Below are 13,120 nucleotides of genomic sequence, written 5' to 3'. Positions count from 1 at the left end.
ACGGCTTCACAATCGCCCAACCAGACCTCGCGCCGGCGCGCAAATTCTTGGCTGGTCTAGGGATGCCGGGCATGACCGCCTATTTCGGTTTGCTCGATGTGGGCGCACTCAAAGAAGGCGAGACCGTTCTTGTGTCCGGCGCGGCGGGCGCTGTGGGCAGCGTGGTCGGCCAGATCGCGAAGATCAAAGGGTGCCGCGTCGTTGGCGTTGCTGGCGGTCCCGACAAATGCGCGACCGTGGTTGAAAGATACGGTTTTGACGCCTGCATCGATTACAAGAGCGAAAACGTCGCAAAAGCAATCCGAGCGCATTGCCCAAAAGGCGTGGATGTCTATTTCGACAATGTCGGCAGCGAAACGCTTGAAGCAGCGCTCATGAACATTGCGATGCATGGGCGCGTCGTCCTTTGCGGCGCGATCAGCCAGTACAATGAAATGAGCGCAGATGGCATGGTCGGACCGCGAAACTACATGCAATTGCTGGTGAAGCGAGCGCGGATGGAGGGCTTTGTCGTTCTCGACTATGCGGATCGTTATGCCGATGCGATTGCTGAAATGGCGGGCTGGTTTAACGAGGGCAGGCTGATCCTAGACGAGCATGTGGTCGCGGGGCTTGAGAACTTCCCCGAGGCGCTGCGCATGCTGTTTGATGGTCGAAACACCGGCAAGCTGATGATTGAGGTCTAAATTCAAACGGCGATCTGCCTTACGGGTCAGCGGTTATCCGCGAAGCTGGGAGACCTTCGTCTACGCCGTTAAGGCACTAGCCGGCGCGTGCATATGCCTCTGCGATCCAGCTGCGCACTTCATCATCAATATCACCAACTTGCTCCAACCTGACGCGGTGCGAGCACATCGCGTTGTACGTCTCGAGCCTGCCAGCCGCATCGTCGCCTTTTAGCGCAAGTCCTAGATCAATGCGCGTCTTTGTCGCCGGTGTGATTAGCGCAAACTGCTTCTTGCGCCGAAGGCTAACGCTAGTTTTCTTTGGCGATATCTCAACGTCATCCCCAAGGGCCTTCGCATAATCAATCAAAGCATCGTGGATGGGCTTAAGGTCCGCCTTCGCACCCGAATATTGCTCGGCAACGAGGTCTTGCGGCTGATCGCTCTCAAGCGCCTTTGCGGCGATCAAATTGGCAAATCCATGGGTGACGCCGTGGTCTCCTTTTAGGAATTTGACGATCTGACCATGCTTCTCAAGCCCCTCTTTCGAAACGAGCTTCAACCAATCGCCAAGCGGCTTACCCGTCTTTTCAGGCAAATTGGCCAGCATTGTTTCCAGTTGCTTGTCCACACTCGTCATTGTGCACCTCCCTCAAGGGCACGAGGCTAAACGAGCAGCGTGAACTTGCAAGCCGTTAGGGATTGATCAGTCATCGAAGGCGGACTTAGACTGCTCCATTTTCCTACGAGGATCGACGACGCTAAGAGGCTTGGATGGCCAAATTTGCTCAACGCTTTGTGATCGCTTTTAACGATCGAAAAAGCGAGCCGGTAATCGAGCAAGTTTCCGTCCCTGAACAGTGTGCCAAGTGTGCCAAACGCGTTGGTTCCCCCTTGATCTGTACTTGGATGCAAACCCGGCGTTCTTGCATCCATATTGGACAGATCAAAGAAATAATGACCCTTGGCAGGTACTCCAGATGGGCCCTCATCAGCTTACCGAACGTTCAACATGCCGCGGCGACCTGCTGCAATAAATGTTGCGATCAAGACAACCGCGTAAAATGCGCTCAACACATCCAACGGCGAAGGGCCGGTAAGATAGCCGGTATGAGCAATAGCGCTCCACCCGCCCAGCAAGGCAAATGCAAGCCCATAAGACCACACTGCCGCTTCCCGGTTGACCGCTGTCATCAACTCATCGGAATGCGCATAAGAGCGGATGGCAAAGTAAAGACCAGCCGCGTAGAGCACAGCGGAAACTGTAAGACCTACAACAGGTGCAATTGGCGATGTGGGACCACTCAACGCCAACACAATAAGAGCGCCCCCCCATAACCCCATGCCGTAACTTGAAGACAGTAATAAAGCGCGTTGTTCCCGCAGCTCGTCCGCGTCCTCGACATTCAAAAGCTTCGCTCCGGCACCCGGCCTTAAGGTCCCCAAGCCGACGAACACAGCCACCATAGCATAGAGGGCCCCGATAAGCGTGGCGATCTCAGCTGATCCTGAAAGGCCCGTTTCACCAATGTCATCGCTGAACCAGGACACTCCAAATGCGACCACGAAACCGCAAACCGCCCCGACTGCGGCAGGCAACACGATCTTCTTGAACTTTGATTTCTTGTGTCCGCCGTGCGCTTTAGTCGTCATCACTAGGCTCCCAATGATCAATAAACAGATCAGGCACGCTCACGCCAAACAGCTTTGCCATGCGCAAAGCGAGAGGAAGGGAAGGGTCGTATTTATCAGTCTCTACCGCGTTGATCGTTTGACGCGATACACCCAGCCGTCGCGCAAGTTCGCCCTGGCTCCAGCTGTGCCTCTCACGGTAATCTCTAAGACGGTTTTCCAACCTTCAAGTCCTCTTAAGGCGATCCGCGCCTGTAAAGAGGTCTTTACTGTAAAGAGCTCTTGTCAGTCAAGAGCTCTTGTCATCCAGCCCGCTAGTGCGAAGCGGTTTGCGATGTGTTTGTAGGCTCAGCCGCGCCGTTGAGGTGAGTGGGGATCGTGTGCAGCTTAGCAATAGGTTGCGGATGCCCGAGGAGGTAGCCCTGCCCATATCTGCAGCCCATATACGCAAGCAAATCGAGCTGGTTGCGTGTCTCAATGCCCTCAGCGATGACCTCAATTTCAAGGCTTTGGGCCATCGCAATCATAGCTTGCACAATCAGACGAGACTGCGCGTCAGAACCGATTACCCGAACAAAACTGCGATCTATCTTCACGATATCAATGGGAAAGTCGCGCAAATGCGTGAGGGAAGAATACCCTGTCCCAAAGTCATCAAGAGCAATCTGCATTCCAGCCTCTTTGAGATCCGTCAGAATTCTGCGCGCAGCATCATCATCATTCACCATCAGCATGGTCTCTGTGACCTCAAGGGTCAGCGCGGCAGGGTCCACACCGGATTCTGCAAGACTGCTCAGCAGATTGGGTACATAATTTTCGCTGAGCAAATCGGCTTCACTGGCATTAAAGCTGATGTATCGCAGGCCCTCTATTTTTTTAGAAATCGGCCTGTGCTCAGCACTGATGTTCGAAACCATAGCGCCGCCAATCTCGCGCGAGACATGCGGGTCAATAATTGCGGGCATCAGATTTCCGGCTGTGAGAACCTGTCCGTCTCGGGTGCGAACACGCATCAATGCCTCAAGGCCGACCACCTCCTCGGTCAAGAGATCAACGATCGGTTGATAGGCAGCGAAGAGCCTCTTGTCTTGGATCGCCTCACGCACTTCGGTGACGGCTTGAAGTTTTTCTGTATGCTGCTGCGCATGGGCTGCATCATAAAAGCGCAAGGTTCCCGAGGCGCGCTTTTTGCCTGAATACATGGCCTGGTCTGCACGGCGCACAATCTCTCGGCCACCGATCACCTCATTGCAAATTTCAGCGCCAGCTGTGCCGTGCATGACAAGCTTTCGGCCTGATATTACAAAGGGCTTGTGCACTGCTTCCGATAGGGTGCCCCATAAGACTTCGATATCAGACTGGTCTGATCCCAAGGGCGGAATGAATACAAATTCATCCCCGCCCCAACGCGCAATCACAACATCTTCTGGAACCATGCTGCGCAGGCGCGAGCTTATCTCTTCGAGAACCATGTCCCCAACAAGATGTCCAAATGTATCATTGATCGCCTTAAAGCCATCAAGATCAAGCAAGAGAACCGCAAGCGGAAGGCCTGTCTCTTTTTGTTGCTTTATCTTCTCGCCCAATATGCGGTCGAAAGCGTTGCGATTGAGAAGATCGGTCAGACGATCATAGTCTGCAGCCCTTTGAAGGGCTGTCTTGTCGCGGTGGCTTTCTGTAATATCATGGATGACACCCACCAAGCGGTCGGGGTTTTTCTCGTCCCCCTTGATACATTCACCACGCGACTGGACACGCCTTACCGCTCCGTTTCGTTCTTCTAATTCCGCTTCAAACTCAAACGGCTCACCATTGCTGACTGCCGCATCAACAAGGGCAGCTACTTGATCACGATCACCCTTGGCATATGCTGAAATTGCATCATCAACCGTGACTGCTGTACCAGGCGGTATGCCATACATTTCGTAGACACCGTTCGACCAAGTGAGATCCATTGTGGTGAGGTCGATCTCCCATGAGCCGATCCTGGCCGCCTTCTCGGCTGCAACAAAAATCCGGTGTGCCTTCTCAAGCGCGTCATGTTTCCCTTTTTCGCGCTCCGCCATATCGGTCATTGCGATTGTGTGTTTGTGGGCGCGCAGCAAATCCTCAACGACGCTCGCAAGCACCGCAAGCTTTTTGCGCCTGCGACCGGCGAACTTGTTGGGAGAGGCATCTATAACGGCAAGGCTACCGATGAGATGACCGTCTGGACAATGCAACGGGCGGCCAAGATAGGAACGGATATGCGGTGATCCGGTAACGAGCGGATTGTATGCGAAGCGCTCATCCAATGAAGCATCGGGTACGTCGAGGCCGCATTCATGTTGGATTGTCACAGCACAAAATGCATGCTCTCGCGGAGTTTGAACAGCTTCCAAGCCATGGCGTGACAAAAACCACTGCCGATCTTTATCGATAAGAGAAATGACCGCAAATTCGCTGCGAAACAAGAACGCAGCGAGCCTCGTGATCCGGTCAAACATTTCAACTGGCGCGGTATCAAGCAGCTGCAATGCATAGAGCGAGTTCAGGCGATCTTCTTCGGTCTTGGCAAGAGGTAAGCCCATTTCCTTGATGCAAAGCCTCTTCCACATGTTCGAGCGACGCCAACGCAGATAGGGGAAACTTGGTTGAATCAAGCTAACGATCGAACCCGGCTTTCCACGAAGGGGCACCGCAAGAGTTTGTAAGGAATTCGGCCCTTTGCATTTTCCTACAAGGGCAATTTATGCCTAATCAGTAGACCTCGTTAATCAGATTCGCACTCGAGGTAAGCGCCATGCCTGAAGTTTCAGCTCGTCCTGTATCCCGCAAACCGGTCTTTGACTTTGTACGTCAGCTCATCGGTCGAAAGTTCCGTCAATCAGAAGTTGATCGACTTGACGATGCGATCGATGCCAGTCTTTTTGATAAGGGCCTTTCCGCAAATCCTGGGACGCTTGCCTCTGGAATGCCGCGCATCGGCGAGCGTGGTGTTGCGCTTATCAAGAGTTTCGAAGGATGTGCTCGGCTGCGACGTGACGGTATGGTTGCAGCCTATCCTGATCCTGGCACCGGCGCAGACCCATGGACCATCGGCTGGGGAGCAACCGGCCGCGGCCTAGAAGAGGGCGAGAAAATTGGTCCGGGTACCGTTTGGACACAGGCCCAGTGCGATGCGCGGCTCGCCAGCGACCTTGTATCCTATTCCAAAGATGTAGCCCGTGCGATAGGCGAAGCGCCCACCACGCAGGGGCAATTCGACGCAATGGTCAGCTTTCACTACAACACTGGAGCCATCGCCCGGGCCACTCTCACACGCAAACACAAAGCCGGTGATTACGCAGGCGCGGCCTCAGAATTTGCGCGCTGGAACAAGGCCGGTGGCCGGGTCCTGAAAGGCCTTGTGAGGCGGCGTAAAGCGGAAGCTGACCTTTATGTAAGTGGCTAGTAATCACGGCTGATTTCAGCGAGCACGCTGTCGCGGCCAATCGTCGTTACGCTTCCCAATAATGCCAGCCAGCTGGTGATGCGATATTCGACCTGTGTTGCGCTATAGCCTTGGCCATCAGTCACTAACTCGACATAGATGCGCCTGCCTATATTCTTGCCCAGCGCTACGCCAGTGCCCCTGCCCAAGGCAGGATCAGCGCTAACAATCCTCAATTGATCGAGCCCGATTGAGCGACGCAAGGTGCCTATCGGATCAAGTCCACTGCCCCCTCCTTGGAAGGCTGCCAAAGCTGCGCCCAACTGGATTGCATCAGTGGCTGAGAGCGAGGTTACCGATCCGCCAAACAAAAGGCGTGCAAGGATCTCTTCCTCAGGCAAAGCGGGCACAGATGAAAACGCAATCTGGGGTGCCTGCGAATTGCCGGTGATGTCGATGGTGACATCGGTTCCGTTCGCGCTTGCCTGAGCCTCGATATCAAGACGCGGATCAATCTCCCTATTGGGGTCGAACTCGATGCGACCGTCTGTCAATTCAAAACGCGTGCCTGCGAAACGATAGTCGCCGCGCACCAATCGCGCCTCGCCGCCGATACGCGGATCGTTCACTGTACCGCGAAGGGCAATGTCGATGCCCCACTCGCTATCGAGGCCAAGTCCATCGACTGCGACCCGCGAGGGGGCTTTAGCATCTATCAGATACCGCCAGCTACCGCTTTGCGTAGGCGCGCTTGATGCAGCCGCCAATGCGCTACCCCCGATCTCGCGTGTTGGGATAGTGGGCAAGCGCATGTCTTGCGCCGCAACGCCCAATGCCCAGCTTGCCCGGTCAACCTCAACCCTGCCCGCAATCGCTCCGCCTATGCCGTCAGAGACGATCCTCAATGGACCGGTCAAGGTGGCCTCGAGACCGTTGGCATTTAACAGCTTTGCATCCTTGAGGGAGGCCTTGATATCGATGCTCGGCCCGCGCGATCCGCTCATAGCGGCAAGATCAACACTCCCGCTTCCAGTCACGGTCCCTCCGCCGCTTGTTTTTCCTGAAATGCGCGTAAATTCGAGCCTTGAACCGGCAAAGCGTCCACGCGCAGAAACATCGCTTATGTCCGTGCCTGAAACCGCGCTTTGAAGGCGCAGGTTATCGCTTGCAACAGTACCCGTGATGCGCGGGGCCTCAAGCGATCCAGTGGCCTTTGCCTGAACATTGAGAGGCCCGGTCAGGTCAAACACTTCAATCGCTAAAAGCCGCCACAAGGCCTGTGCAGACCCGCCGTAATTCAGATTGGCCTCTAATGCTCCGCGCATAATCCGACTGGACAGCGTCGCCCCAGTCCCAGAGTTTTGGGCAAGCCCGCTTACACGTGCATCGAGCCGGCCAAGTTTCTGTTCTCCCTCTGTCAAACGAGCCCCGAAAGCCAATTCGCGCGGGGAGAGATCGGCAACCGCAAACACGTCCAGAGGCCGCGATGAAAGGACAAGCCCTGACCGCGTAAAGCCATCAATCTTGATGCGCGCATTTCCGGTGGGCGCGCCGGTGCCACTTTGGGTGAATGAAGCAACACCTGATAGTAGTCCCCCCAGCCCCAAATCCGCTCCTGCCAGATCGGCAAGCCGCAAGGGCATTCGGGCAAAGCGGGCGTCAATCTGCGTGTTCGGTCCGCCAATCTGACCCTCAAGCTGTGTGAAACCGCGAGCAAAACCAATTTGCGTTGGCGCAAGTGCATATCCACCATCGTCAAGCGCAGTCAGCACAGCCCTGCGCGGCATTCGAATGGCCCTCCCGCCATATTCGCCTTGCGCGATTAAAGCGATGCGACGAGGCGAGAAATCTCCATCCAGCTTAAGCTGAAACCGATCAGCGCGTCTGCCTGCTATAGAAGCTTGGATATCCCCGGTGCCATCGACAAGCTGCGCTTTGGCATTGAACGCATGCAGCCGCAGACTTCCATACTGCAGGCCGGTGCCAGAAACGCTGCCCCCGATTGTGCTAGCCCCGGCGCCCGAAGCTGCGCCGAACACGCCGCTTGCTTTTACATCCGCGAATTCTAGCGCAACGGGAATCTCGCCGCCAAAGCGGGCACCGCGCGAGGTCAGATCAAGTTCGAAACCTTGGCCCTCACCGGGCGCTGGCAGAAACGCGATTGTCCCATCAATCCCCCCACCTTTAAGCGCCAGATTTCCGCTAACGGCCTGTTCTCCCAAAACGAGGTCTCCGCTCACATTGGTGCGGAAAATGCGCAAGGTCTCTACATCAATCCGGCTGGGCCGATCCCCGGGAAGCACCAATTCAAGCGCGCCATCGAAGGCGCCAAGCACTGATCCACCGGCCACATTGATGGCAAATCCGTCATCGGATGGCGCGATGCCAAGACGCACGTCTTTCAATCCGGCAGCAGGATAAGGATTAGCCAAAATAAGATCCGCGCGAAGTCCTTCCCCTGCAAATTCCACATCAAAATCAAAGGGCCCATATTGCGTGTGACTGCCCTTCCCTGCGAGCGTTGAGCGACCTCCCACAATTCGGCTGTCAAGCTGTGCGTTCAGTCGCTCGCTTTCGAGGTCGACATTGCGAAACACGATCGCGCTTTGTGCGCCGAGGCCAAGGCTTCCACTAAAACGGACGTTCTCACCCGCAATCGTTGCGACTGAAGTGTTTTCGAATGCGTTCGCAATCCCTGCCAAATTGGCTCGGATGCTCCATGGTACACCGCCTCCGAATTTAGCCAGGACCTTGGCATTCGCCGTAACCTCGCCAATCGCATCCAGTTCAAGCCTTCGCGCCTTCACCGGTCCTGCAACAGCGAAAGCCCCGCTCGAAAGGTCGCCGCGCAAGGTGAGATCCCCTGCAATATCAGGGAAGGATATTGAGGTGTTATCTGCTGCAAGCTCGCTACCAGTAATGGTCAGCATGCCCTCGATCTCACCGCCGACAAGTCTTTCATCGATCATCGATGTGCCGGTCACAACGCGCTCAGCCTCTGCTGAAAGGGGAATTCGCAGCGTCCCCTCATCATAAGTTGCTGTGCCAGCTTGAACGAGGCGTGCGACAGTGATTGATTGACCGATAACAAGGGCTTCGACATTCAACCGGTGCTCAATCTCAAGCGACCGAAACGGACCATCGAATAGTGCCGTAAACTCACCGCCCCGAAGCTGTACGGCTGGCTCCAACCATTCTGGATCGCGCACCACGGTGCGCACTTCAAACCGGTCGGCGCGGTTGGCACCCAGATCAATCGCGCCCTTGCCCCGCATGTCCAACGCATCGCTCACCGCCGCGATATTGCCATCAAACACGCTCTCCTCGAGCGTCCCGGACATCGCCAAAGCCACACCGCCTGCAAGCGTCCTGCCAATCGTCGAATTCGGCGCGACGTCAGGGGTCAGTTTGCCGCTTAAATCAAACCGACCGGCATTATTGCTAAGTTCGAGGGCAGCAACGGTTGAGCCCGGCGCGTCGCCACGCTGAACAAGCGCATGGCCGAGCCAGCGAGTCCAGGTGCCCTCGCCCCTTACACGCGCCTCATAGGCCGAATTAAGCCCCGAGAGCTTTGCGATGGGTCCGTCTGCCGAGGCTGAATAGTCTAATGCAAGGTCAAACCGGTCCGCGTCAGGCTGTGCATCAAGCAACAGAGCAATACGATCTGCCGGTCCCAATGTGCCTTTCGCATCGATAAGTGCGCGGCCCTGACTGATGCCGACCTCAGCGGAGAAGTCGACGCGCTGCGGCTGTTCTCCTGCAAGCCCTTGTGCAAGTACGAAATTCTCAAGTTCAAAATTGTCTATACGGATATCAAAGTCTGGTAGGATCGGCGCGTCTGGATCGCCGGGCAGCAGTTCTGGCAATCGCTCCAACTTGCCACGCTTTGCGGAAAACTCGCGAATATCAAGCCCGCTCCACAACCATGCAAGAGGCCTCCAGTCGAGCTCAACTTCAGGGACAGTTAGAAACGGCCCCTTAGGGTCTTTGAGCACCACATCTCTCAGCACGGCTTTGGCGTAGATATCCCCCTCAATCCGGCCCACCTCAAAGCGCAAACCGGACGCAGGCGCAGCGCTCGCAATTTGATCGGCGACAAAGCGTTTGCCGATGGGTGTCGCCAGAAACATTGCCGCCAATAGAAGAGGCGCCAAGACGATCGCGATTAGCCAACCCAATCGCTTGGCCCATACCCTTTTTCGGCCTTTGGATTGACGCTCTGGCGAATTGATATCTGGCTTATCCGTCATCAAAATGCCTGACCCAAGCTTACGTAAACGACGACGGGAGCATCAAAAGCAGTAGGATTGAGCGGGACACCCACGTCAACGCGGATTGGACCAAAGCTGGTTTTATAACGCACACCAACACCTGCCCCCGCACGTACAGCGTCGAAGTCGGGCCGCTGTCCGCTTGAGATTGAGCCTAGATCGAAAAACGGAACCACCTCGACCGCTCCATCTAGGAAGCCGGTTGGAATTCGGGCCTCTACCGCCGCCTCGATCAGTGAGCGCCCCCCTTCCGCTTCATCAAAGGCATTGCGCGGGCCGATGGCTTGGAAGCCGTATCCACGAACTGAACCACCGCCGCCAGAATAAAGTCTGCGTGAGGGTGCGATATCAAACAGGTCCGTGCCGATGACCGAGGCGGCTGCGACACGCGCTGCAATCACGGTGCCACCCACCGGCTGGTAATAGCTCGCATCGACACGCGCCCGAAGATAAGTCGAAACATCCCCCAAAGTGCGCGAGATTTCAGGCTCGGCGAAGAAACTCACACGGTAACCAGTGCGCGGGTCGAGAAGGTCGTCGCTGCCATCAATCGTGGCACGGCCAAAAACACCGCCGATCAAATATTCCTGACGCGGGCGTACAATGCCGTTGGTGACCCGGTTTCGTTCATCCGAGTACAAGACCTCAGAGCCGACCTGCCAGCTAAATGGCTTTTGAAAGAGCAGGTTCGACACACGCTCAAAAGACCCCCTTAAGGCAACAGTGCGTGCATCAACCGCTTCGGTTTCGATATCGCTCGCAAAGGCATCGAGGGTCAGTATCTGATCGCGACCACGAAAATTGCTTCGCCGAAAAGTCGCACTCGCAAGTTGTTCTCTTGTCCCGATAATCCCGCGCAGACGCAGCGCACCCTCTGGTGGAAGGAGATTGCGATGCTCCCAACCTGCTTCAAGCTTAAATCCATCTTCCGTCCCAAAGCCAATAGCGCCCGAGATCGTCCGCAGAGGCGCGCGCTCAATCGCCACATCCAAAGCAACTTCCCCAGGCTCATCGCCTTGGGGCGGTGCGACCTCGCGCGGAGTAATCGTCACCGAGGACACAAGGCCGGTCGCCAAAATCGCGCGGCGCAAATCAGCTTGCATGCTGGTTTGGTAAATATCCCCAAGATCAAAACGGGCAACACGCCCTAAGTGGCGGCCGGATAGAAACTTCGGATCATCACTCACGACGTTGCCGAATGCATATCTGCCCCCAGGTGTAACAGGCAGTGTCAGATCACCTTCATTGCGCGAATGATCGACTAACAAATCGGGTGAACCCAATTCGCCAAACGGATACCCATTTTCACCCAAAGCCAAGCGCAATTGCGCCTCACCAGACACAATGGCATCGGCATAAAGAGGGTCGCCGGAGCGGATTCCAAAAGCGTCAAGCAGGGGCGATTTTTCTTGCTCGGGAAGCGCGCTCAACTCTCCCAAATCAACGGCACCAAAGGCATACTGCGGCCCGGGCAGCACATCAAAGCGCACTTGCGGATCGCGGTCCGCGGATCTGCGAGCTTCGCCGCGCGCCTCATCGGCGAATCCGCGTCTTCCCCCAGAAAGCTGGCGGATTACTTCACCATCATAATACCCATAATTTCGTAGAATAGCGGTGAGCAATTCGGCATCACTTCGCGCTCTTGCAGCAAGCTGAGGCACGGTATCATCGCCGCTGCCCAACGCTTCGATAGCTGACAATGCCCGGAAACGCGCGATGAACTGCGCTTCTTCGGGAAAGCTGCCGGTCTCGGCTGGAAAAGCAAGGACAAGCTGCTCGCTTATATCGAACTCGGCAAGCTCGGGCAGCTCAGTCAAAGTAGGCGCGTCAATATCGGCAAATGATGGCCTATCAGGATCTGGCTCAAGTCGCTCGGGGATGGCAATCTCCATCGCATCCAATGCGCCTTCGAGGTCGAACAATCCGCCCGGTGCTAAACCGTTATCGGGCACTCCTACTGGGTCAGGCGCTTGTGATTCCTCGCTATCAGGCCCGCTCGTCGCACCGCTCTCAACGCTGCGCGCAGCCCATTCTTCGGGATTGTCAGTGGCACTTTGGGGGATAAGATCATTAAGCGTTTTGGAAGAAACACTGTCGCTTTGAGCTGTGTTGCTTTGAGGTGCGTCATTTTGAGCCGCGCTATTTTGAGCTGGCTCTACTGGTTCATCGGGCACACGCTCCTGCCCGGCAGCCAAGGAGCTGGCGGTGAGCAATCCAGCAGCAACACCCCACTTAAGGGCCAGTCTTAATTCCAAAATTGTCAAAAGGCGGTCAGCTCGCAGAGAATTTGACAGGTTGGCCGTCTTTACCCCGTGCTCCCGTTATCGCACCAGCTTTTTCGCTGCGCGGAGCTGTCGCTGCGGCGATTAGCTTGGTTTGCTCTTCCTCGCTCATGCGGCGCCAACCATCACGGGTTAGCTGCTCAAGGGGACGGTAACGGACCTTATACTGCATGCGAGGCGAACCATCGACCCAATATCCAAGGTAGACGTAAGGAAGGCCGCTCTGCGCCGCGCGTTGGATGTGGTCGAGGATAATATAGTTTCCAAGACCCACGCGCCCTTCATGGTCAGGGTCATAGAAAGAATAGATCATCGAGAGACCATCGCCCTGCCGATCAGTCAGGCACGCCCCTATGAGCTTGCCGGGCTCGCCCGTCTCGGTCGGCTCACGATATTCAACCAATGAGCTGGTGACGGGTGTATGTTCGACCATGTCGGCATAGTCCATCTCATCCATTGCGGACATGCCACCATCAGGATGGCGCAAGCTGAGATACTTTGTCAGAAGCTCAAATTGTTCATCAGTCGCCCAAGGACGACACTCGGTGACGACAAGATCGCGGTTACGCTTAATCTCGCGTTTTTGCGTGCTCGACGGCCTAAATTCATCTGCCACGACACGGACAGACACACAGGCCTGACAATCAAGGCAGCTCGGGCGATAGGCGACCGTCTGACTGCGACGGAAACCTATCCGGCCAAGGGCCTCGTTCAGCTGATCCGCATGTGCCCCCTTAAGCTCAGTGAACACCTTGCGCTCGCTTCGGCCCGGCAGATAAGGGCACGGCGCAGGGCTCGTCACAAAGAAACGGGGGAAGCGGATAGGTGCCGTCACAGGTCTGGCTTCGTCCTTCAGCG

Annotated in this window: 9 protein-coding genes; 2 read left to right on the top strand and 7 right to left on the bottom strand. The window is 55.9% G+C overall.

The genetic code is table 11. The annotated features are described in order from the left end of the window. The first annotated feature begins 62 nt into the window (after positions 1-62). On the top strand, positions 63-686 hold the full coding sequence (locus AC0V61_RS11590) for an NADP-dependent oxidoreductase (protein WP_486159534.1): 624 nt from the start codon (positions 63-65) through the stop codon (positions 684-686). 76 nt (positions 687-762) lie between these two features. Here AC0V61_RS11590 and AC0V61_RS11585 read toward each other — a convergent pair whose 3' ends face one another. The 4 genes from AC0V61_RS11585 to AC0V61_RS11570 all read right to left on the bottom strand — a co-directional run bounded on the left by AC0V61_RS11585 (position 763) and on the right by AC0V61_RS11570 (position 4,867). Continuing rightward, positions 763-1,305 carry a DUF5655 domain-containing protein gene (locus AC0V61_RS11585; protein ID WP_486157688.1) on the bottom strand — a complete coding sequence of 181 codons (543 nt, stop codon included), beginning with the start codon at positions 1,303-1,305 and terminating at the stop codon, positions 763-765. A 356-nt stretch (positions 1,306-1,661) separates the two neighbouring features. Beyond that, entirely contained in the window at positions 1,662-2,318 is a 657-nt protein-coding gene (locus tag AC0V61_RS11580; RefSeq protein ID WP_486157686.1) for a hypothetical protein, read from the bottom strand. After that, the gene (locus tag AC0V61_RS11575) at positions 2,308-2,520 is read right to left on the bottom strand and encodes a helix-turn-helix transcriptional regulator (RefSeq protein ID WP_486157684.1); all 213 of its coding nucleotides are present in this window, start codon (positions 2,518-2,520) and stop codon (positions 2,308-2,310) included. Before AC0V61_RS11575 ends, AC0V61_RS11580 begins: the two co-directional genes overlap by 11 nt. 91 nt (positions 2,521-2,611) lie before the next feature. After that, positions 2,612-4,867: a putative bifunctional diguanylate cyclase/phosphodiesterase gene (locus tag AC0V61_RS11570; protein ID WP_486157682.1), complete on the bottom strand. Its 2,256-nt coding sequence runs from the start codon at positions 4,865-4,867 to the stop codon at positions 2,612-2,614. Between the two features lie 212 nt (positions 4,868-5,079). Here AC0V61_RS11570 and AC0V61_RS11565 point away from each other — a divergent pair, with 212 nt between their 5' ends. Next, on the top strand, positions 5,080-5,730 hold the full coding sequence (locus tag AC0V61_RS11565) for a lysozyme (protein ID WP_486157680.1): 651 nt from the start codon (positions 5,080-5,082) through the stop codon (positions 5,728-5,730). Here AC0V61_RS11565 and AC0V61_RS11560 read toward each other — a convergent pair. From AC0V61_RS11560 to AC0V61_RS11550, 3 genes are read right to left on the bottom strand one after another with little or no spacing between them, the layout of a single operon-like run. Beyond that, positions 5,727-9,959 carry a translocation/assembly module TamB domain-containing protein gene (locus AC0V61_RS11560; protein ID WP_486157678.1) on the bottom strand — a complete coding sequence of 1,411 codons (4,233 nt, stop codon included), beginning with the start codon at positions 9,957-9,959 and terminating at the stop codon, positions 5,727-5,729. The genes AC0V61_RS11565 and AC0V61_RS11560 overlap by 4 nt on opposite strands. Further along, the gene (locus AC0V61_RS11555; RefSeq protein ID WP_486157676.1) at positions 9,959-12,244 is read right to left on the bottom strand and encodes an autotransporter assembly complex protein TamA; all 2,286 of its coding nucleotides are present in this window, start codon (positions 12,242-12,244) and stop codon (positions 9,959-9,961) included. Before AC0V61_RS11555 ends, AC0V61_RS11560 begins: the two co-directional genes overlap by 1 nt. 7 nt (positions 12,245-12,251) lie before the next feature. Then, complete coding sequence (locus AC0V61_RS11550; protein WP_486157674.1) at positions 12,252-13,097, bottom strand: arginyltransferase; 846 nt, start codon at positions 13,095-13,097, stop codon at positions 12,252-12,254. Positions 13,098-13,120: the final 23 nt, after the last annotated feature.

This window comes from Erythrobacter sp. JB1-4, from assembly GCF_057365025.1.
Note: the sequence above shows the minus strand (reverse complement) of the source record. Positions and strands in the feature narration are given on the sequence as shown.